Annotated in this window: 23 protein-coding genes and 1 pseudogene; 15 read left to right on the top strand and 9 right to left on the bottom strand. The window is 55.8% G+C overall.

Annotation, left to right across the window (positions count from 1 at the left end):
- The first annotated feature begins 22 nt into the window (after positions 1 to 22).
- From ACFFK0_RS06925 to ACFFK0_RS06900, 6 genes are all read left to right on the top strand, one after another.
- Positions 23 to 538, top strand: a complete 516-nt coding sequence (locus ACFFK0_RS06925; protein WP_377469304.1) for a Rieske (2Fe-2S) protein — start codon at positions 23 to 25, stop codon at positions 536 to 538.
- Positions 528 to 716: a hypothetical protein gene (locus tag ACFFK0_RS06920; protein WP_377469302.1), complete on the top strand. Its 189-nt coding sequence runs from the start codon at positions 528 to 530 to the stop codon at positions 714 to 716. Before ACFFK0_RS06925 ends, ACFFK0_RS06920 begins: the two co-directional genes overlap by 11 nt.
- The gene (locus ACFFK0_RS06915) at positions 713 to 1069 is read left to right on the top strand and encodes a hypothetical protein (RefSeq protein ID WP_377469300.1); all 357 of its coding nucleotides are present in this window, start codon (positions 713 to 715) and stop codon (positions 1067 to 1069) included. The genes ACFFK0_RS06920 and ACFFK0_RS06915 overlap by 4 nt, the downstream gene beginning before the upstream one ends.
- A 4-nt stretch (positions 1070 to 1073) precedes the next feature.
- Positions 1074 to 1343, top strand: coding sequence for a hypothetical protein (locus ACFFK0_RS06910; protein ID WP_377469299.1), 270 nt, complete (start codon positions 1074 to 1076; stop codon positions 1341 to 1343).
- An 86-nt stretch (positions 1344 to 1429) separates the two neighbouring features.
- Complete coding sequence (locus ACFFK0_RS06905) at positions 1430 to 1657, top strand: hypothetical protein (protein ID WP_377469296.1); 228 nt, start codon at positions 1430 to 1432, stop codon at positions 1655 to 1657.
- Between the two features lie 107 nt (positions 1658 to 1764).
- Positions 1765 to 2241, top strand: a complete 477-nt coding sequence (locus tag ACFFK0_RS06900) for a divergent PAP2 family protein (RefSeq protein ID WP_377469295.1) — start codon at positions 1765 to 1767, stop codon at positions 2239 to 2241.
- Between the two features lie 553 nt (positions 2242 to 2794).
- Here ACFFK0_RS06900 and ACFFK0_RS06895 read toward each other — a convergent pair.
- On the bottom strand, positions 2795 to 3007 hold the full coding sequence (locus tag ACFFK0_RS06895; RefSeq protein ID WP_377469293.1) for a hypothetical protein: 213 nt from the start codon (positions 3005 to 3007) through the stop codon (positions 2795 to 2797).
- 50 nt (positions 3008 to 3057) lie between these two features.
- On the opposite strand from ACFFK0_RS06895, the pseudogene ACFFK0_RS06890 reads away from it, so the two are divergent.
- Positions 3058 to 3555 (top strand): annotated as a pseudogene (locus tag ACFFK0_RS06890) (Ger(x)C family spore germination protein); the annotation flags it as partial.
- A gap of 135 nt (positions 3556 to 3690) precedes the next feature.
- Entirely contained in the window at positions 3691 to 4032 is a 342-nt protein-coding gene (locus tag ACFFK0_RS06885) for a DUF1904 family protein (RefSeq protein ID WP_377469289.1), read from the top strand.
- 61 nt (positions 4033 to 4093) lie between these two features.
- On the opposite strand, the gene ACFFK0_RS06880 is transcribed toward ACFFK0_RS06885, so the two are convergent.
- Together ACFFK0_RS06880 and ACFFK0_RS06875 are read right to left on the bottom strand one after the other, a co-directional pair.
- Complete coding sequence (locus ACFFK0_RS06880; RefSeq protein ID WP_377469288.1) at positions 4094 to 4519, bottom strand: VOC family protein; 426 nt, start codon at positions 4517 to 4519, stop codon at positions 4094 to 4096.
- Positions 4520 to 4689: 170 nt separating this feature from the next.
- Positions 4690 to 4779, bottom strand: coding sequence for a YjcZ family sporulation protein (locus ACFFK0_RS06875; RefSeq protein WP_377469286.1), 90 nt, complete (start codon positions 4777 to 4779; stop codon positions 4690 to 4692).
- Positions 4780 to 4997: 218 nt separating this feature from the next.
- Between ACFFK0_RS06875 and ACFFK0_RS06870 the strand changes: the two genes are divergently transcribed.
- From ACFFK0_RS06870 to ACFFK0_RS06860, 3 genes are read left to right on the top strand one after another with little or no spacing between them, the layout of a single operon-like run.
- Positions 4998 to 7163: a sensor histidine kinase gene (locus ACFFK0_RS06870; protein ID WP_377469285.1), complete on the top strand. Its 2166-nt coding sequence runs from the start codon at positions 4998 to 5000 to the stop codon at positions 7161 to 7163.
- A gap of 27 nt (positions 7164 to 7190) precedes the next feature.
- Entirely contained in the window at positions 7191 to 7910 is a 720-nt protein-coding gene (locus tag ACFFK0_RS06865) for a response regulator transcription factor (RefSeq protein ID WP_377469284.1), read from the top strand.
- Entirely contained in the window at positions 7885 to 8064 is a 180-nt protein-coding gene (locus tag ACFFK0_RS06860; protein WP_377469479.1) for an S-layer homology domain-containing protein, read from the top strand. The genes ACFFK0_RS06865 and ACFFK0_RS06860 overlap by 26 nt, the downstream gene beginning before the upstream one ends.
- Positions 8065 to 8216: 152 nt before the next feature.
- Here the strand turns inward: ACFFK0_RS06860 and ACFFK0_RS06855 are convergent, their stop codons facing one another.
- The 4 genes from ACFFK0_RS06855 to ACFFK0_RS06840 all read right to left on the bottom strand — a co-directional run bounded on the left by ACFFK0_RS06855 (position 8217) and on the right by ACFFK0_RS06840 (position 11284).
- Positions 8217 to 8591 (bottom strand): collagen-like protein, encoded by a 375-nt coding sequence (locus ACFFK0_RS06855; protein ID WP_377469282.1) that lies wholly within the window; start codon positions 8589 to 8591, stop codon positions 8217 to 8219.
- Between the two features lie 161 nt (positions 8592 to 8752).
- The gene (locus tag ACFFK0_RS06850) at positions 8753 to 9127 is read right to left on the bottom strand and encodes a hypothetical protein (protein ID WP_377469280.1); all 375 of its coding nucleotides are present in this window, start codon (positions 9125 to 9127) and stop codon (positions 8753 to 8755) included.
- A 16-nt stretch (positions 9128 to 9143) separates the two neighbouring features.
- Positions 9144 to 10280: a glycosyl hydrolase family 18 protein gene (locus ACFFK0_RS06845; RefSeq protein ID WP_377469279.1), complete on the bottom strand. Its 1137-nt coding sequence runs from the start codon at positions 10278 to 10280 to the stop codon at positions 9144 to 9146.
- Between the two features lie 86 nt (positions 10281 to 10366).
- Positions 10367 to 11284: a DMT family transporter gene (locus tag ACFFK0_RS06840; RefSeq protein ID WP_377469277.1), complete on the bottom strand. Its 918-nt coding sequence runs from the start codon at positions 11282 to 11284 to the stop codon at positions 10367 to 10369.
- Between the two features lie 212 nt (positions 11285 to 11496).
- On the opposite strand from ACFFK0_RS06840, the gene ACFFK0_RS06835 reads away from it, so the two are divergent.
- A complete protein-coding gene (locus tag ACFFK0_RS06835) occupies positions 11497 to 12540 on the top strand; it encodes a DUF7309 domain-containing protein (protein WP_377469276.1) in 1044 nt (347 codons plus the stop codon).
- A gap of 67 nt (positions 12541 to 12607) precedes the next feature.
- Here ACFFK0_RS06835 and ACFFK0_RS06830 read toward each other — a convergent pair whose 3' ends face one another.
- Both ACFFK0_RS06830 and ACFFK0_RS06825 read right to left on the bottom strand, forming a co-directional pair.
- A complete protein-coding gene (locus ACFFK0_RS06830; protein ID WP_377469275.1) occupies positions 12608 to 13114 on the bottom strand; it encodes a tellurite resistance TerB family protein in 507 nt (168 codons plus the stop codon).
- 641 nt (positions 13115 to 13755) lie between these two features.
- Entirely contained in the window at positions 13756 to 14103 is a 348-nt protein-coding gene (locus ACFFK0_RS06825) for a VOC family protein (protein WP_377469478.1), read from the bottom strand.
- Positions 14104 to 14518: 415 nt separating this feature from the next.
- Here ACFFK0_RS06825 and ACFFK0_RS06820 point away from each other — a divergent pair, with 415 nt between their 5' ends.
- The 3 genes from ACFFK0_RS06820 to ACFFK0_RS06810 are packed head-to-tail and all read left to right on the top strand — an operon-like array spanning position 14519 to position 20854.
- Positions 14519 to 14689 (top strand): WCX domain-containing protein, encoded by a 171-nt coding sequence (locus tag ACFFK0_RS06820; RefSeq protein WP_377469274.1) that lies wholly within the window; start codon positions 14519 to 14521, stop codon positions 14687 to 14689.
- Between the two features lie 32 nt (positions 14690 to 14721).
- The gene (locus ACFFK0_RS06815) at positions 14722 to 17613 is read left to right on the top strand and encodes a PD-(D/E)XK nuclease family protein (RefSeq protein ID WP_377469273.1); all 2892 of its coding nucleotides are present in this window, start codon (positions 14722 to 14724) and stop codon (positions 17611 to 17613) included.
- Positions 17606 to 20854 carry a UvrD-helicase domain-containing protein gene (locus ACFFK0_RS06810; protein ID WP_377469272.1) on the top strand — a complete coding sequence of 1083 codons (3249 nt, stop codon included), beginning with the start codon at positions 17606 to 17608 and terminating at the stop codon, positions 20852 to 20854. The genes ACFFK0_RS06815 and ACFFK0_RS06810 overlap by 8 nt, the downstream gene beginning before the upstream one ends.
- The last annotated feature ends 119 nt before the right edge of the window (positions 20855 to 20973 follow it).

Genomic DNA, 20973 nt, shown 5'->3' with positions numbered 1-20973 from the left:
ATTAGGGAAGGGGGAGTTCGGAATGAGCACGCATGAGCATGATCGGAATGATAACTATACGCACAATATTAAGAAGTCTGGGGAACGGAAGCTGGACCGCCGCAGCTTCATGAAGCTGATGGTCGGCTCGGCCGGGGTGTTCGCCGTATCAACGCTGCCTTGGGGAGCGATTGCGGCCAAAGAGCTGGCTAGCGGCGGCAAGAAAGCGTATGAAGCGAAGAAAATCGTCGACCTGAACCGGATCGGGGTTGGGGAGGCGGTGGAGTTCGCCTATCCCGGCGAGCACGATTCCGCGCTGCTTGTCCGCGTCGGCGAGCAGGAGTTCAAGGCGTATCAGAATGCTTGCACGCATCTGAAATGTCCGGTTTTCTGGAGCAAGGAGGAGGGCGAGCTCGTCTGCCCTTGCCATCACGGTTTCTTTGATGTCCAGACAGGCAAGCCGACGGCGGGACCGCCGCAGCGTCCGCTGCCGGAAATTACGGTCAGCCATCAGAACGGAGCGATCTATGCGACTGGGGTGAAGCGGTATGAAGCGTAGCTGGCGCGGAGTGATTTTGCTGGCGATGGTGCTTGGGCTCAATATCGTATTTACACAGCAGACCGTGAACGCGTTTTTCTATGAGCGGTACGCGGCAGTGCTCGTCTATTGCGGCCTTAACGTCTTGACCGTGCCGCTAGCGTACTTGCTGTATCGAAAGGAACGTGATGCCGCATGATCGTCACGCAGGATCGTCCGCTAAGCGCCGAATTTGACCTTCGTCTGTGCTTTATCCAACCGCAGCAGTGCCGGCCGGAGTTTCATGACGAGATCCAGATAGAGATGGAGCGGTTGTTCGGCAAGGGACGGGGCAAAACAACTTGGTCCGCCGAACGCAAATTGGCGGAAGGGGTGGACATTGCGGTCGTCAATGTGAACGGACTGACGAATGCCGGCTCGGAGGAAGAGCTGCTTGTGCATTTGGAATCGGAGATGCTGTCCGGCTGCTGGGACGATTTGAACGGCTATACGATTCTCGTCACTCAGAAGATCTCCGCCGGCAGCTGCCGGCTCAAGACGAAGCGGGGGTGAAGCCGTGAATTGGGAAGAGCGGTTTGACTCATGGACGGGACGGTTTATCGAGATTCATATCGTTGATCTGGCCGGCCATGACCCGGTTGCTCCGCCGCGGGTGGAGATGCTGCATAGTGTAAAGCTTGCCGAGCAGGGAGCTGCGCTGCTGTTCTACATCAATCTGAATCAATTCGTGTGTATCCCATTGCATAACGATTCATACCTCGAGGGGAAGCGATTTGAGTCGGGCGATTCGGCATCACAATTAATATACCACGTCCAGCTGGTATAGCGGCGCTGGCGTCGGTGCGTAAAGGCGTAATGGGGCGGATAATGAAGCTGCGATCTGGTTATCCTTCGCTATAGAGGTGAAACCTGATGAACAGCGGCATCGACAAGACGAATGGAATCGACCGGCTTGAGCTGTTGAACGTGCTGGAGCAATCGCTCGCGAATGAAACGGAGCTGCTTCGAACGTATGTCATTGCCGCCGAGCGCATACACGAGAACGAAGAGCTGAAGGAGCGGCTGCAAAATTTTGCCGAGGGCAACGCCAAGCGCTCCCGTCAGCTGCAGGACGAAATTCGGTACCTGAAGGGTGAATAACGCTTTCTTGCCTTTCGCACCATAATATGAAATTCCTGTTGTTCATAAGTCGACCGGAATTGTTGTATCCTAACACGGTAGAGACGACAACAGGGAGGTTGAGCATCATGAGCAGAGCTCTGATTACCGGTCTGACCGGCATCGGCTTGGCGCAGCTGGCCAAGCTCCCGATGCGGTTCGCAGAGAAGCGATCTTTGAATTGGTCTGAATTATCCGGCACCGGGGGCATGCCGAGCTCCCATTCGGCGGGCGCAGCGGCACTGGCGACTTACGTCGCTATGAAGAAGGGCGTCTGTTCGATTGATTTTGCCATCAGCGCTTTGTTCGGTCTGATCGTTATGTATGATGCCATGGGCATTCGCCGCAGCGCCGGCGAGATGGCGGTGGAATTGAACGAGATGGATGCCGAGCTGGAGCGGCTGAACGGAAGGCATCCCGGTCTGTATCACGAACGGCGCAAAGAAGCGCTCAAGGAAAAGCTCGGTCATGAACCGGAGGAAGTTGCCGCCGGCGCCCTGCTTGGCGCCGCCACCGGCCTCGTCAGCTACTGGACGGAGACGGGAACGCTGCAGCCTTGCCGATAAAATGTTTGAATAACAGGGCAGTCCTCCGGCGTTAGGGAAGGCTGCCTTTTTACGTTCCTGTACGGATAACAAGCTTCCTCTTGGGCCGATCGGGTTCCAGGGGGCGGATGGAGTCGCCCATTTCATTAACCCATGGGTAATAACGTCGGACAGCATGCGTGTGGAGCTTGGCTTCGTGGAACGGGTGATGTATGTATTTCTGCTGTTGTATTCGATCATCGCTTTCAGCTCTGTCATCTTACATTGGCACGGGGCGGTCTACATGATCCAACAAGCACTGCCGGAGCGGTTTAACCAATCGAACCTTACACGGTCGGGGGGCTTGTTGTCATTGGTCTCGTTACTATAGCAGCAAGGTTTGGGCTGAACGATTTCAGGCTGCTGACCTATTCCCGGGTATTGGCTTCAGATCAGATTCGTGATCGAAATCTTCCTTACGTGCATAATGTGGCTGATACTGAGGAGGCGGAAGGCATGGGAGGGGTCTCTCGAACCGTCAGTTGTGTGAAGGTACTGATGGTGCTCCTGGTGCTCGCCTTGTCTGGCTGTGCCTTCAAAGACGTGGATAAAGGAACTTCGTCGTACTGGTCGGCGTCGATGTCCCCGACAACCCTGCCATGCGATATAAGGTAAGCTTGAAAATCGCGATTCCAGCGCCGCTGGAGCAGTTCGGTACGAGCAATAAATCTCTTATTGTTACGGAAGAGGCGCGGTCGATTACGGAAGCGGTGCGGCATAGGTCGACAAAGAGCTGGATTTCGGCCATGCGAAGGCGATTCTCTTCGGCGATAAGCTGGTCGATCAGACTGGTTTGTTCGGCGGCGCGATATTCAGAAGATCGCTTGGGTAGGTGTCGGCAGGCCGACCGCCAAAGCGATCCTGGATCTAGAGCCGAGAACGGAGCGCTTGCCGGCCAATGCGGTGTTCATGTTCTTCGGGCGCACCGGCACCGAGACCTCCTATGTCGTGTCGGAGTATTTGTTCAACTTCCGGAGGCGGATGGTAGACAAAGGCTTCGATGCCATGCTTCCCAATCTGGAGCCGCGCGCCGAGCAGGTTCGAATTGTCGTTCAGCTGCATGTCACCGGGGTCATTGAGGAAGCCATTACGGCGGTTGAAAACAGCCGAATGGGGGAGTACAAGCAATTTGCGGAAGAGATTCTGCGTAAAGATATGACGAAGCTGATGGAGAAAATCCAACAGCAAGGTATTGATCCGGTTGGGTCGGCTTGCGCTTCCGGGCCCGTTCCATGGGCGATCCGCAGGCATGGGAGCGCTGGAAGCAGCTGTATCCGAAGGCGAAATTTGAGGTGATCGCCAAAGTAAAGCTGCGCGGAACCGGGTCCATCCAATCGAACAGCGGACAGCAGTCCGACGGACTTTATGCCTTGACGGCCAATCCGCAATCGCTCACAATAAATGAAAATCTCAAGAAGGAAGTGAGCAGGGATGCCGCAATTGACGGTAAGAGGGATCGATGTCGAAACGATGAGACGCGTCAGCACGGCTCTCGTCCAAGAGCTTGCCGAGGTGTGCGGGTGCGGGACGGACAATTTTACGCTGGATTGTATGTCGACGTCTTCCGTGTTTGACGGGGCCGCCGCAGCAACATATCCATTCATCGAGGCGGCGTGGTTCGACCGGGGGCGGGAGGTCCGGGACCGGTTCGCTGAGGCCGTTACCCGGCACTTGCGGGAGGCGGGAGTTGCCGAATTGGAGGTTGCCTTCAAGGTATACCGGGAGGACAGCTACTACGTAAACGGGAAAGCATTCGCTAGTACGGATACGTAAATCTTCTCCCAAAATGAAGGCTCTGTCGCAAGGGATGCGGACAGAGCCTTCGTTATGTAGATTAATGCTTTGCTTCGGTATAGATCTGAAAGGTTACGCCGAACTTATCCACGAGCAAACCATATGCCGGGCTGAAGAACGTCTCTTGCAGCGGCATGGTGACTTGGCCGCCTGCTTGCAGGGCTTCAAAGATCTTCTTCGCGCGGTCAGCATCGCTGAGCGAAATACAGATCGTAACTTGAGTGCCGATCTGGTGAGGCTGACCGGCGAACGTATCGGAGAGCATCAGAACGGACTCGCCGATTTGGAGCGTGGCGTGCATAATTCGATCTTTCATTTCTTCCGGAATCGGGTACTCCGGATTGGCCGGCTGATCGCCGAACGATTGGCTTGCCAGCAGCCGGGCGTCCAGCGTGCTTACGTAAAAGTCGATAGCTTGCTTTGCATTGCCGTTCATGACCAAGTACGGAATAAGCTTCAATGTCATGTATATACAGCTCCTTCAAATGGGGTGGATGCGCTCACTAAGCTAGTCTGCCAATATATTGAATTATAATGCAGGAACATATGTTTGTAAAATTGAGAAATTATGAATTTGAACAGACACGTATGAAAGGCCCGCAAGCATGAGCTCGCGGGCCTTATTTCAGGCATTCGTTACAGTACGAATGCGCGGCTGATGATGACCAGCAGGATGAACAGCACCAAGATCGCCCCAATGGAAGTGAACCCGCCTGCGAATGACATGTTTGTTTCCTCCTTTTGAGTTGGATTGGTGATCGTTACTACACTGTATCTTATGCTGGAGCCTTCCTGAAGGGCCGGGCGGATGTCCTTATGCAAAGTGAATTGGGCGCCGTTATATGGAAAAACAGTGGCGATTATTCGTTGTCGGGATAGAGGAATGATGCTATGCTAGTCCCAATGGAAGGCACAGAACGTATCGAATCGGCGAGGTCTGACGGATGGGCAAACGTTTATACATTCCTTTGCTAATAGCATTAGTGCTCGTTGGCTTTGTCTGGCCTCTTCAGCCGGCCGCTGCAGAGCCGGCTGGTAACGGGAACGCGCCGGGGATCGCCGGCATCGATAAGTGGAACGGCGAAGGTACTTTGGAATTGAAAGGCGGCTGGGAGCTGTATTGGCAGCAACTGCTGACACCGGAGCAGATCCGTACGGGCCGCCCGCTACCTTCGGCCATCGTCGGCGTACCGGCTCAGTGGGGCAGCTACCGGCTTGGAGGATCGTTAGAGCCTCTTCCGAATCAGGGCTTCGCCACCTATCGTCTGGAGCTCGCTCTCACGCCCGAGGCTTCGGCGAGGCCGCTTGCGCTTTATGTGCGCGGAATCGCAACCGCGAATGCAATCTGGATCAACGGGGAGCGGATCGCCGGCAGCGGCACAGTCGGTACATCGCGCGAAGGGATGAAGCCCGGCAACGTTCCGAAGATCGTTATGTTTCAACCGAAGCCGGGTACGAATGAGCTGTTGATTCAAGTATCGAACTTTGTTCAGCGCAAGGGCGGCATCTGGGAAACGATGCGGCTCGGCAGCAGCGAAGCGATTTTGCGGGAACGCGTGCTGCGCGTAAGCTCGGAAGTTTTTATTATCGCTTCCCTGCTGATCATGGGACTGTACCATCTCGGCTTGTACGCGTTTCGGCGCAAGGACAAGTCTCCGCTGTATTTTGGCGGATTATGCTTGATGATAGCGCTTCGGACGATGGTGCTCGGCGAAGCGATGCTGCTGTATTGGTTTCCCGGCTTTTCGTGGGAAGCTGCGGTCAAGATTGAATACATTTCCGTGTACATTGCGGCGTTCATGCTCGTCATGTTCGTTCACCATGAATATGCCAAGCGAATCAGCACGCGTGCGATGCTGCTCGCCGGATTGCCGCAGCTGCTGTTCATCGCGCTCGTCGCTGCGGCTCCCGCCCGTATATATACGCAGTATATGCTGGTGTACCAGCTCGGTGTCGCCGTACCGATGCTGTTTTATTGCCTCATTATGTATGTTCGGGCATTCGTACATAGGAAACACGGCTCAGCCGTCAATATGGCCGGCTTCATCTCGTTCGGATTATCGGTGGCGGTCGATATTTTGTTCTACAATCAGGTTGTCGCGTACGGAACGTTCATCCCATACGGACTACTGCTGTTTTTGTTCACGCAGTCCGTCAACTTGGCGTCCCGCTTCTCCCGCACGTCCCGAATAGCAGAGGAGCTGTCGGTGCGGCTTGCCGAAATCAATGAATCGCTGGAAAGGACTGTTCAGGAGCGTACGCAGGATTTGAAGTCGGCGAACGTGACGCTGGAGCAGGCGAACGCGGAGCTGTCCCGGATGGCCGAATTCCGGCAGCGGCTTCTGTCGGATATTTCCCATGAGCTTGGTACGCCGATCACGACGATCAAAGGGTTTTCAAAGGCGATGCTGGACGGGCTGATTGCAGGCGATTATCTTCGTTATGTGTCCCGTATTTATGAGCGTACGCAGCTGATGGAACGGCTGCTTGACGATTTGACGGAGCTGACCCGTTTGGAGACGCGGCAGGTTTCGCTTCATTTTCAAGAGGTCGAAGTCGTTCCGTTTTTTAGAGAGATGTTTCGGATTTATGCTCTGGACGTAACGGAGCATACGCTTTCGTTCGTTTGTGCGGATGAAGTGAAGGCGGCCTGCTGGAAGGCGGACATCGATCCGATCCGGATCGAGCAGGTGATGGTTAATCTGCTGTCCAACGCGCGGAAATATACGCCGGAAGGCGGCTGTATAACAGTTCAATTGGCATTTCCCGAGAACGGGGGAGAGGCGGGGAATGCTTCGAAGGCATTAGGCGACTCCGTGGCCGGCGGTGCTGGCGATGATCCTGCAGGTCCTGATGCTCCGGCCGGCAGCCCGGCGTGCATGATCGAGATAAGCGTCGCCGATAACGGACCGGGCATTCCGGCAGCCGAGCAGGAGTACGTGTTTGAACGATTTTATCGGGTGAAGGGAACCGGATCGGCGGGCGGCAGCGGGCTTGGACTTGCGATCAGCAAGGCGATCGTTGAGCATCATGGCGGTTCGGTACACTTGGTCAGCGAGGTCGGGTTCGGCAGCCGGTTCGGCTTTACTATACCGGTACAGCGGGTGTAGACACCATAAAGCGGGAGGAAGAGCGGCATGGGGCAAGGGCGCATATTGTTCATAGAAGACGATGCAGACATTCGCGAGATTATGACCATCTACATGACAGGCGGCGGCCTGCAGGTCGATGCCGCGGAGAGTGCCGAAGCCGGATGGGAGCTGTTTCGGTGCGGAACGTACGACCTCGTGCTTAGCGATATTGTGCTACCTGACCGGACGGGAACGGAGCTGGCCGGGGAAATTCGGAAGCAATCGAATGTGCCGATCATTTTTATCTCCTGCAAGAAAGAGTCAAGCGACATCGTAGACGGCCTCGAGCTTGGCGCGGACGATTATATAACGAAGCCGTTCGAGCCGAGCGTCGTCGTGGCCAGGGTGAAGGCGCAGCTGCGGCGATACCAGGACAGCGGCAGGCAAGAGCTTGAAGCGGACAGTCCGCCCGCAGGGCCCATCTGGCACGATGGCCGGCTGCGCATCGATCCTGCCCGTTACGAGGTGAGCATCGACGACAAGCCGGTGACGCTGTTTGCGAAGGAGCGTCAGCTGCTGCTGTTCATGGCCGGGCATCCGAACCGGGTGTTCAGCGTCGAGCAGCTGTACGGACAAGTCTGGGGCTGGGACCGGGCAAGCGATCAGCGCACGGTTATGGTGCATATTCGCACGCTGCGCACCAAAATTGAAAAGAACCCTGCGGAACCGGCCTATTTGGTGACGGTGCGCGGGTTCGGATATAAGTTCTGCTGGGGCGGTAATTGAATGTGGAAGTGAAACGTGGGCTGTCGATGCGGTGGCGATTGCCGCAGACAAGGGTATCTTAAACGGATACGAAGACAACACGGTTAAGCCGCAAGCGAGCACGACTCATGCGGAAGCGACAACCGTTATTCTGAGAACGATTGAACTGAAATAAACTGACGACAACAACACCTACAGGGGCTTCTCGCCCTGGAGGTGTTGTTTTTTGCATGAAATTATTTCCCGAGAAATATCGATCGGAATCCTTTATTGTCGCTTAACCGGGAGATCTGACATTTCCGCACGTTCCGAGCTTTTTTACCCGTATTAGTAGCAAGTAAACGTACGGATTTGGTTCAAATCGATTCCGAAATACATCCAGTGAAATCCTGTCCAGCGGTAGCCGGCTACGGATCTGCGGCCGACGAAGACCGGATAAAACCAAAAGTTGCCGCCATGATTCAGCCAAACATAAGTAAAGCGGAACAGGCAGCCCGAGATGGCGCCGGGGTCAACGGCATAAAGCGATTGCTGTGGTGCTTGAGGCACAAAAGACGGCGGCGGAGAAGTCGGCGCTTGCTGTCCGGGCGAGCCCGGTCCGTGATGCGGCGGTGTGAAGGGCCCGGAACCGGGCCACTGTCCCTGCGGAAAGAAAGGACCGAACGGATTGCCAGGTCCTTGCGGCGGCGGCATGAATCCCATTGGTGAATCTTCACTCCTTGTTAGATAGGCTGCTATAAAATATGTCGGCCTTTCGGACTCGGGATAGATGTATGCCTATGTCCGGCAAAATAGGCTGCTTTCGGTCACTCGACATGCAAAAGCTCCCGACTTCACCCATGGGATGAACCGGGAGCTTCCAGCTACTCCGACGTATCTTCCAAGATTGCGGGATGCTGGAAAAACACCTCTTCCGCATCGTCCTCCGCTTGCAGATGATCGCGAACCTGCTTTCTGACGAGCTCGAGAATTTCGTGGCTGACGGCCATTTGTGCTTCAAGCAGCTGGTGGAGGTGCTCCAATCCGACGCCGGCACTTACGTTGACCTGCCGATGGACGGACTGGTCGGGCTGTAGGGGCTGACCAAGCTGTTCGGGCGGAACGGTCCCATAGGGAGCCGCCGTCGCCGGCCAGAAAGGAGAGTACAGGTGCGGAGCAATTTCCGGATATCTCGGATATTGCAGCTGCGGATTGTGCAAATATGGCGGATGCTGCGGATGATTGTACCAGTTGTACAATTAAAACGCCTCCTCGCTATATTTTCACGATACGGAACGTGTTTCTCAGCAGAGACCAATTTTGCGGGAACGATGAGCCGAGCACCCAGTAGGAGCCGCCCCGCAGTCCGAATTCCTTCATGAGGTTAAATTTCTGCTGCATGCTGCGTGCGTCTTCGAACCAGACGACATGCTGGGTGCCGTCAACCCAATAATTGAAAAACGGCGATTGCTGGCGAATATCGTACTGTACCGCAGCGTGCCTCTGGTAGGCCAGAGTATACGCTTGCTGCGGGCTGACGCGCTTCGCCCATCTGCCGCCCTTCACGTACGGGAGCGTCCAATCGTAGCCGTATAGGGGCAGACCCATCATGATTTTGTTGCGCGGCATGACGGATACGGCAAACTGCAGCACTTTGCGGATTTGAAACGGCGGAGCGACGGCCATCGGCGGACCTCCGGACCAGCCGTATTCGTAGGTCATCAGGATTGAAAAATCGACGATTTGGCCATGTGCGGCATAGTCGTGCGCCTCGTACAGAAGCCCTTTTTGAGCGGCGCTCGTCTTCGGCGCGAGGGCGGTCGAGACGAGGAAGCCTTCCGGTCTTGCCCGAGCCACCAGGTTACGGAGGAACTGATTGTAGCTTTCACGATCTTCAGGGAATAAGTACTCGAAATCGACATTGACGCCGCGATACTGCTTCGTTCGCATCAAATTCATCAGCTGATCGATGACGCGCCGCTGCACAGCCTGATCCCGGATGACCGCGCGAGCAATCTCCGATGAAAATTTACCGGCTTCGAAGTTGGTGATCGTCAAAAGCGGAGCAACACCGAGACGCCGCGCTTCACGGACGACGATGTCGTCCTTGGGCGCTTTGAAACTGCCGTCGGCCTTCACTTCATAGCTGAACACAGCGACGTACGTCAAGCCGGCGGCGACTTCGCGCACCATCGCCGCATCCGCTTCCGTTCCTCTCGGTTCGATGTAGGCGTTGATATGCGCTGCCGGTAAGTTAGCCGGTGGAGGCGTAGGGATGAGCAGCGTTTGTCCGACGACCAGATGACCCGGATCGGGGGGCAGCGTTGCGTTGATAATACCGGCAGGACTGACGCCATATGCTCTTGCGACGCTATAAATCGTGTCTCCGGGCCGTACGACGTGAATCATCATAAGTAATGCCACCTTCCGTTTGGAGGTTCCAAACAAACATCATCTGGTGTCATCATATTCGACGTTATGCGGCATTATGAGGGAATTCACCCGGCGTTTGTCCCGCCGGCGGCCTGCCGGCGCAGCATTCGATTGGCTGCGTATACCCCGGAGATGATCAGCACGGCGCCCAGCAGATGATACCCGTGGGGCTGTTCGCCGGTAAACGCAGCGGCAAAGATGGCGCTGAAGAGCGGAATGAAGTTCAGGAAGCCGGCGCAGCGCTGCGGCCCGATCAAGGCGATCGCCCTATTCCATGCCAGGAAGGCGGCAATCGAGGCGAAGATGCCAACGTATAGCAGTCCGAACACGAGCGAAGCGGACCACTCGATAGGAGCGTTAGTGACGGCCGTTTCAGCGGCTGCGAGCGGAATGAGCACGACCAACGCGATCGCCGTCTGTACGAGCAACAGCGGTGTAGCCGGGAAGCGACCGGCGGATTTCTTCATACCGACGGAATATAGCGCCCAGCAGGCGATTGCGGCTACCATCCACAAGTCTCCCTGATTGAAGCGCAGGCCGAGGATCGCGTCCATGCTGCCGCGGCCGATAATCCAGGCGACGCCCAGCATGGAGACGACGATGCCGGGGATGGCGGAAACGACGATGCGCTCGCTAAGAAGGAACCGGGAAAGCAGCAGCACGAAAATTGGCGTCGCGGAATTCATCAATGAAGCATTGATCGAGCCGGTATACTGAACGGCGATATAGGTCAGCGTATTGAAGCCGGCTACACCGGTCAATGCCAGAAAAATAATGGATTTATAGTGCGTCATGAATGTGCTGCGATGCCGCCAAGCCTCCCTTCCGAATAGCGGAAGGAGACATAGAAAGGCAACACTCCAGCGAATTGCCGCTAGCGTGATCGGCGGCATATGGGCGACAAGCGCCTTGCCGACGACGAAATTGCCTCCCCAGAAGCATGCGGCAAGGAGGAGCAGCAGGTAGGGAGAGTTTTTGAGCATGACAGGTTGAGCTCCTTTCTTTGGTGAAGCAGCGCGGTTAGATCAGTGTATGACCATGCCGCATCTGGCAGAAGCTTCGGATTCGTCGTACAATGGGAAGGTACGAAATACTGCGACAAGCATTCAATATGGACTGAATTCTACCATGGTCATGCAGGCGTGTGCAAAGCAATTGAGCTTGCGATGCCGACCGGAATCGAGGAATCTGCGGAATGGGCAACAGAGCGAAAGCGGCCAAATCGCCGCTAAATATCGAAGTATGGGGCAGACTGTACGAAATGGCCTCGGAGTTTAAACGTTCCCGATGCTGGGAGTGGATGGAGGACATTCATATTGTCGCCGTGAAGGACCCTGCCTCCAGTCTGACGGGCTATTGCAGCGTACTGGGGCGCGGCGGGCATATGACAGGTCTTGCCGTTTACTTGGGCGATACGGGGTTATATACGCTGCAAGGGATGCTGTCAGGGTCGCTGGATGAAGATCCGAGATATATTCAGCACAGCCTTCTGCTCTCGTTCGAAGATCGTCGTGAGCTGTATCCTGTAGAGCTTAAGCGAATCAAGGAGCTGGGGCTGTCGTATAGGGGAGCCGGAGCATGGCCGAGCTTTCGGTTGTTTGAACCGGGGTATGTGCCGTGGCCGGAGTTTTCGGATGAGCTGGCGGCGTTCCTGACCGTAGCGATCGAGCAGACGCTGCAGACAGCCTCGGCGTACCGGTCGAATCCCGACGATATGCTCGATCCGAAGGGAGCATTCGTTACCCGTGTGCCGCACCGGACCGGAACATCGCCGATTAATTGGGGCGAGGAACGGATCGTGCCGGGACCCGGCATGATCCCCGAAGATCCTGAAGCAGGCCCGCTTGACCAGCTGCAGCTTGCCAAGCTGCGCAAATCGCTCAAGCCGGCCAAGGGCGCCTTATGGGAGATGGACTGTTTTTTCCTGCCGATGCCGATCCAAGAAGGGGACAAGCCGTTCTATCCCCTGATGCTGCTCGTTGTCGATCATGAATCGGAAATGATTTTGCACACAGCCCTGTTCGAGAAGTCGAGCGCTCCGCGCGAGGTAACGGCCCGGATGCTGGAGCTGATTCAATCAGCCGGCATACTGCCGGAGGGGCTGTGGGCCGCGAATCCGAGGGTGTTCGACTATATGCACCAGCTGATTACCGGCTTGAAGCTGCAAGCGTACGTGGCATCGGAGCTGCCGGTGCTGGAACAGGCGAAGTCGGTCATGCTGCATCAATTCGGCCGGTAAACAGCAAAAATCCCGATTGCGCTTGATCGCGAACGAATCGGGATTTTTGCATATGTGCGTTTTTCCGTTACACAGTCAGGCTTACCTGGTAGCCTGCTTGATTTTTCGGGTGATTCTGATTCAGGAATACGGAGCGGTCGTTCTTCAGGACGATGACTTCGAAGAACGGCGTGAAGCGGGCTTCATCGATGCCGAAGCCTTTCATGAACTTCGCGAACAGCTCCTGCTCTTGGCGCTCCGGCTCGCCGTCAGCCAGCGAGGAGTCGACGAGGTTGACCAGGATGCACATCTTCTGAGCGTCGGTCAGAATCGGAGCGGCTTCGCTGATGAACTTGTCGACCGAATTCGAACGAATGTATTTCAATGCGCGGTCGAGCAGCTCGCGGTTGTTGGCGCCGACGCCGATGACGCCGTTCTTGTTTTCGCCGCCGAGAACGGCCAGCAGCTGGCCGACTTCTTCATGATCCATTTCGCCGTCGGATTGCATCATGTACAGCAAAGAAGTGGCAAATGCGAAGTGCGGTGTCATGCCTTCAGTGCTCTTGTCGCCTTTGAACATATCAAACAAACCCATAGTAATTCCTCCCGAATGGTAATGGTTTACTAGACAACGTCTAGGCTTTTTCTTATTACGGAGGAAGGGGGGACAAGGTTTCAATGCGAATTTGAATAAATATGTGCGGAATTATGCAGACGGTCGGATCGCCTGAAACTACAGCTATTGCTAACGAATCGATCATGGCGCAGATGCTGCAGTAAACGGTAGGGTCAGGCAGCACCCCAACAGTCGTTCTACGTTCATTACTCTGTCGGAAGTGTCAGGTATCCATCCAATCTTTTGGGGCCTTATATGGGCTTTCTGTATAATGTCCCAGCTAATCAATTCTAAAATGATTTTATTAATATGATCATTGGCCAATGGACACTTAGAAACATAACCAAGAAGATTACAAATTTATGATGAAAGCGTCTTTCATTTTCTATTGGAATAGAAATAATGGATACAAAGCATAGGAACGACCAAATGAGCCCCAGACCATAAAAATAAATTATTGGAGACCAGAAATAAAATCCGATATCCATGTTTACTAAATAAATTCCCCCAAAGATATTCAAAGCCAGTAAGATGTATTTAATATAATTCATACGATCCCATCCAATAAAATAATGCTCAAGCATCCGTTTGTTCAACAAAATATGAATAATGACAACCCGTTATTTCTCCCACAGCTCAATCAGTCTGCCTTCAGGATCTTTAATCCAAATAAACTTGCCGAATTCGCTAATCTCTTTTTCCTTTACAAGAGGCACACCAATTTGTTCAAGATGCTGAATAGTCTCGTTTAGATTATAGACTTCGAAATTTAACATGACTTGCTGTTCGGTTGGGAAGTAAGGGTCGTCTTCAGAAAAGAAAGAAAAGGTAATTTCTGTTTCCGATTGGGGTTTGAGTATAGTCCCATTCCAATGTTCAATTTCAATCTTCAGTACTTCACTGTACCATTTTTTTATCGCATCTAGATTTTTAGTCCTCCAAAATATTCCGCCGATACCTTTTATCATCATAATAAACCCGCTCCCTTCTCCAATTTGATGAATGTTTCGATAAAATTAGAAATTCAAGAAATAGAAGCAAACTCCTTCTTCAAACAATCAAAAGGAAACACATGTTCGCTGACATCCCCTCGACATGAAGAGGATGCTATGCTGTCATACAACAAGCAACAGGCTGCAAGTATCGGGCGATGGAACGAAAAATAGAAGTCTCAGGCAGGTATCGGACTTCTTTCCATGGAATAGTAAATTTAACCTGAATTACGGATCGTACATTTGATAAAGGGAATTTCAGCATCCGCCAATATATGAAAAATACGTTCTCGATCGAGCGGGGAGAGGGGCGCGATATCCGGTTTAAAGCCGCTTCCCGCCGAAGGTAGCCCGGTACATCAAGGAGGAAGAATGGTTTGTCGAGCCGAAAATGAAAGACGAAGCGGACGGCAGTCCTCTGCTGGAGGTTGTGTTGAATCATGACCGGGAGTTTCTGATGTGGGTGAATTCTTACGGTCCGGATGCGGAAATCTTGGAGCCGGCATCGTATCGGGACGCGATGAGGGAGCAGTTGGAACGCTGGCGAGAGCTGTATCGGTAATAACGCGAAAATACGACCGGGAGGTACGACGGATGACCAGTCGCCGCTTGGCCCATCTTGAAACGATATTGCAGCAGTTCCCATTGCAAAGGAAAGTGTTGATCACCCGCAGTCATGCGGCCGGACATCAATGGCTGGAACGGTTGTGCCGCACCGGCAAAGCAGTCATAAATATCGAGATCGCGACACCGCAATCGCTTATTGGGCATAGCGCCCGGCTGCCGCTTTCGGAGAAAGGTGTGGCGGAGCTGAATGCCGAGGATGCGTTCTGGGCCGTGCACCGGTTCATGCATCGGATCGCCGTGGAAGAGCCTGAGCCTTACGTACCGCTGCAGCTGCTGTCCCCCGGGGTAGTGGGCTGTTTCCTAAGCGCGATCCAAGAATTGCGCCATGCGATGATCCGCTCGGAGCACTTGCAGCCGGATTCGTTCGAGAGCATGCCGAAGGGACGTTACGTGCGGAGGCTGCTGGAGCTGTATGAGGAATACCTTGCCCGGCACCGGCTGGCCGATGCGGCGGAAATGCGCCATTATGTAGAGCCGGATCCCCGACAAACGGTTTATTTGATGGACAGACACGTCCGCCTATCGGCGGCTGAGCGGGAGGCACTGGAGACGATTACCGGCGGACGCTTGACGATGCTGGAGGCGGATGCAGCGTTTACAATGCCGGAATCAGATTTTCCCTATCAACATATGGAGTTCTTCCATGCACACGGTCCTGTCTCCGAGGTGCGTGAAGTATTTCGCCGTATGGCGGAACGCCGCATTCCGCCTGATCAGGCAGAGCTGATCGTTTCGAATGCCGGTCTGTATACATCTGCCGTTTATACGACCGCGCTCCAGTACGATATTCCTTGCATCTATTCGGGAGGCATTCCGATCGATTACAGCGTAACGGGCCAGGCCGTGCGTTTATTTCTTGCCTGGCTGGAATCGGGCTATCAATTGGATTGGATCCTGCTGGCGCTGAAGCAAGGCATACTGCGCCCACCGGCGGCGGAGGAATCGATATCGACCGGAAGCTATATCCGTGTTCTGGAAAAATCCGGCATAGGCTGGGGGCGGGACAGGTACGACATCCTTACGCAAATCGTGCCGCAGGCATTGAACGAGATAGCTCCGGATGCCGACCCTGTTGATACTACCCCGGCCAAAAGGCTTGCCGACTGGTTCCAGAACTGGTTCGCCTGTTTGCCGGAGGACGATGCGGCGTGGTCTCCTTCAGCCGTAGCGGTAGGTATTCAGCTGATGCTGCAATCGGTACCGGCGCGAGGGGAATACGAAGCGGTGGCCCAAGCGTGCATCCGGCAGATGCTCGAAACGCTCCGTTGCGCAGATACGGGAACGATGGACCGGCCGATGGCGATTCGATTCGTCCGGGACAAAATCGAGCGGCTAACCTTTGGCGGGAGCGGCATTCCGTCGGAGGGGCGGCTGCAAGTGGCCTCTCTGCAAGACGGGGGGCAGACCGGCCGGCCCTATACGTTCATCATCGGTATGGATGAGAGGAGCTGGGCTCTTGCCTCCAGTCAAGACCCGATTCTGCTCGACGAAGAACGGCAGCGGATATCGTCCCGGCTCGAAACGGCGAAAGCGCGTGCGGAGCAGGAGGAGCAAGCCAGGGCCGAGCGGCTCGGCGCCATTCGCGGGCAATGTACGATGAGCTATAGCTCGTACCGGATCGCCGATAAGCAAGAACAGAACGCGGCCTTCGAGCTGCTGCAGTGCTTCCGGCTGCAAAGCGGCCGTGAGACCGCCGGCTACGAGGATTTGCATCATGCGCTTCCGCAGGCGGCAGGCGTGTTGTCTTCCGGCGGGCGGGTCCCCATCGATGCGCAGGAGGTATGGCTGAAGACGCTGATCGGAGGTAGCCGAACGATTCGGGCGGGACTTCATGAGGTACTTGCGGCGTATCCATCGCTTCATGCAGGACAGCTGGCGCTGGAGAGCCGGATGGACGGCGAAATCGGACCGTATGACGGGGTGTTCGATCCCGGTCCTTATGAACCTGTTCCGGCAGCGACGAGCGTAAGCAAGCTGGAGCTGTTCGCGCGCTGTCCGCTGCAATATTTTTATCAAGAGATTTTGCGCGTCCGGCCGAAGGAGCCGGCGGAGTTTGACCGGTCGCGGTGGCTGGATGCCGCGCAGCGGGGAACGCTGCTGCACGAAATTTACCAGCGCTACTGGGCGGAGACGAATGAGCAGGGCGGTAGTCACGATCGAACCCGATTGGAGCGCATTACGGAGCAGGCGCTGCAGAAAGCCGTGCAGGAAATCCCGGCTCCAAGCGAGCATGTCATGCTGAAGGAATGTGAGCACATTCGCAGAGACGCGGCGATCTTTTGGAATTCGGAACAGAGCCGCACGTCGCAGCCGCGTTTCATGGAGCTGGAGCTGCACGGTGAGGATGAACCGTTCACGGTGGAGCTGGGAGAAGGGCTGACGCTGTCTTTGCGGGGATATATTGACCGCATCGATGAGCTGGAGCCGCATACGTACAAAATACTCGACTACAAGACCGGCAGCTCGCGCAAATACCGCGAGGACGGGTATTTTGCCGGCGGTACGCAGCTTCAGCACGCCGTCTATGCGGCCGCCGCCCAGCAGTGGCTGCGGCGCAGCGGATTGGACCCGGAAGCGAAGGTGGTGGAGGCGGGGTATTATTTTCCTACGTTTCGGGGACAAGGACATGAGATAACGAGAAGCCAGGACCGGGCCGAGGATACGGCGCGGCTAATCGGCCGTATGCTGGAAGCGATGCGCAGGGGGATCTTTCCCCCGACCAAGGATGCCCGGCAGTGCAGCTGGTGCGAGTATCGGGAAGTGTGCGGACCGCATGCGGAATGGATGAAGGAGAAGCGGAAGGATCCGGACCGAGCGGCGCCGCTCAATCCTCTGACGGAGGTGGAGTCGTATGCTTGATATCGAGAGAGCGAGACGGGAGGATGAGGACGCCCGCCGTAAAATTTTGCAGGAGCTTGGTGTCAGCTTCTTGGTGGAGGCGGGTGCCGGCTCGGGCAAGACGACATCGCTCGTCGGCCGGATGATCAACCTTATCAAGCAAGGAGAGGCGGAGATTGGCGAGATTGCCGCCATCACCTTCACGAACAAAGCCGCTTCCGAGCTAAGCGGAAGGTTTCGCTTGAAGCTGGAGGAGGAGCTGCAGAAGGCTGCTGCGGGCGGGAACCGGGTGGAGCGTGAGCGGCTCGAGCTTGCGGTGATGCAGTTTGGCCGAGGCTTTATCGGCACGATTCACAGCTTCTGCGGCAGGCTGCTCCGGGAGCGGCCGATTGAAGCGGGGCTCGACCCTGGGTTTCGCGAAATCGACGAGACGGAGTCGAAGGAGCTGCGCGACCGGAGCTTCGACGCCTATTTGCAGCGCTTAAGGGATGAGGGCCGGGATGTCCTGCTGCAGGAGCTGCTCGATCTCGGCGTGCAGCCGGAGGAGCTGCGCGCTGTTTATCACCGCGTAGCGCAGTACGGAGACGTCGTTATTTATACGGAGGACACGGATCGTCCCGACTTTGATGTGATTCGTCTGTCGCTGCCTGCGCTTGTACACGATGCGGCACGATTCATTCCGAGCATACCGCCGGACAAAGGCTGGGATACGCTGCAGGAGACCGTGCGTCATGCGCAGCGATTCGTACGGAATATGGACTTGGGCGACGATCGGGTTGTACTCGATTTAGCAAAGCTGTTCGACCGTACGCTTGACGTGACGCAAAACCGGTGGACGGATAAGGGCGAGGCGAAGCGAATCAAGGAAGCGTTCCTCGAATGGCAGCGCACTGTATTGGGGCCGTTCCTGGAGTCGTGGCGCGAATATTTGCATCCGAAGCTGATACGCTTCGTACTGCCGGCGGTACGTTCTGCGGCGGCGAATCGGATGGAAGGCGGGATGCTCGATTTTCAGGATTTGCTGATGAAGACAGCTGAGCTTTTGCGGGAGCATCGGGATGTGCGCCAGTATTTCGGACGCAGGTACACCCGGCTTCTTGTCGACGAATTTCAGGATACGGACCCGATTCAGGCGGAGATGATGCTGCTCCTGACCGGGGCGCTGCCGGATGAGGACCGCTGGCGGGAGCAGGTGCCAAGGCCGGGATCTTTGTTCATCGTAGGGGATCCGAAGCAGTCGATTTACCGTTTCCGCCGGGCGGATATATCGACGTACAACTTTGTCAAAGGGCGTATGGCCTCGTTTGGAGAGGTGCTGCAGTTAACGCAAAATTTTCGCTCGGTGCAGTCGATTGGCCAATACGTCAATTATGCGTTCGAGAGCAAGTTTGTTCCGGCCGGGGAGAAGGCCGATCATCAGGCTGGCTTTACGGCGATGCTGACGCGCCGTGTCAACCCGAAGGGGAAGAAGTCGGCGCATGGCGTACAGGTGCTGACCGTGCCGAAGCAGGAACGCGACCGCAAAGCGGACATCGCTCTTTGGGATGCCGAACGCATCGCGGCGTGGATCGCTTGGGCGTGCCGCGGCGGTATGCAAGTGGAAGATGTGGTGGATGGCAAAAGTGTGTCGCGTCCTGCGGATCCCGGCGACTTTATGATTTTGCTGAAGCGCAGGGAGTTTATCGGGCTGTATGCCGCCAAGCTCGAGCGCTACGGCATTCCTTCCGATACGTCCGGCGACCGCGCCGGCGGCGAGGAGCTGGAAGCGCTGCTGAAGCTTGCCGAGTTTCTGGGCGATTACACGGATGCGGTTCGGTTGCTGGCGGTACTGCGCGGACCTTTGTTCGGGCTTAGTGACGTGGCGCTGTTCCACTATGCGATGGAGATGGGCCGCGTTGCGTTGTTCCCGGCAGCGGAAGAGGAGCAATTCGCATCGGCCGAAGCGAAGCTGGTCGGAGACGCGTTGGCGAGAATACGTTCTTATTGGAGTCGAGTGCGATCCATGCCTGCTTTGGCCGCTTTCGTCGGGATCGTGGACGACCTGGGGCTCATTCCATATGCGGCGGTTCGGGACACGGGGGAGATCCGGGCAGGAACGCTGGTGAAGCTGATCGAGCTGATTCAGCAAGAGCTGCCGGCTTCTGCGGCTTGGTTCGAGCTGACGTCGTATTTACGGCGCCTGAGGGAAGCGGACGCCCTTGAGGGCACCGGCTTGTTCGCCGGCTCCGGCGATTCCGTTCGCATTATGAATCTTCATAAAGCGAAGGGGCTGGAGGCTCCGGTAGTCTTCCTTGCATGTCCGTGCGGGCATAACGATTTCGATGCGGAGGAGCACGTGGACCGAAGCGTTGAGCCGGCTCTCGGGTATTTTACAATTCGCCGCGACAAGGATGCTTATACGAAAGAGGTTGTAGCCCAGCCTGCCGGTTGGATGGAGAAGGCGGAGAAGGAACGCGTGTACCAGCATGCGGAGGAAGACCGTCTTCATTACGTTGCGGCCACCCGTGCGAAGCAGCTGCTCATCGTCAGCTTATATCCTTCGAAGCCGGCGATCGACCCATGGAGCAAGCTGGCCGTGTCGCTCCAGCGCCAGCCGGAGCTGGAGGAAGTGTCGGCGGAAGCGGCGGTTCGCGAGCCAATGACGCGTGCGCCCGATGTTGCCGCGTCGCTCGAGCCATGGCGGCAATGGCTGGCTGAGAAGGGTACGCCGTCATATGCTCGCATCAATGTGACCGCGCTGACGAAGGCCGGCGGAGACGTGGACCTGCCCCGCCCTTCGGAGGGCCGAGGCATGGCGTTCGGCTCTGTTGTGCACCGCTGCATCGACGCTCTCGGCGGCGGATTGCGGGCTGAACGGCTGGAGGCATTCGTGCGGCTGGCGGCCGAGGAGGAAGAGCTCGACGCCAAGTGGCTGCCTGAGGCGGCGGCAACCGTGCAGCGCGTGCTGGTCAGCGAGCTATGGCGGCGCAGACGGCAGGCGAAGCAGGCGTATCACGAGTTTTCGTTTATGGATATGGAGAAGACTGAGGCTGTGCCGCGACTGCTCAAGGGCGTTATCGACCTTGTGTTCGAAGAAGACGACGGCTGGGTTATCGTCGATTTCAAGACGGATCTGTTCGAGGAGGAGCATCGGGAGCAGTTCGTACGGTATTATGCGCCGCAGGTTCGGAGATACGCCGAGAAGTGGGAGTCGATGCTCGGCCTGAAGGTGAAGGAAGCAGGGCTCTATTTTACGAACCGGTGCGAATATGTCATTTGTTAGACGGGGCTCATCATGACCCAAATTATCGATTGTGACGGGAGTTGCCTGACGGTGAAGACAACGAATGAACAGCTGGCGGCTCTATTTCAAAAATATCAACAACTCCCTATGAACCGGAG

The organism is Paenibacillus chartarius (genome assembly GCF_042432825.1).
In the GTDB taxonomy this organism is placed as follows: Bacteria; Bacillota; Bacilli; order Paenibacillales; family NBRC-103111; genus Gordoniibacillus; species Gordoniibacillus chartarius.
This window is presented reverse-complemented; position numbering and strand designations above follow the sequence as displayed.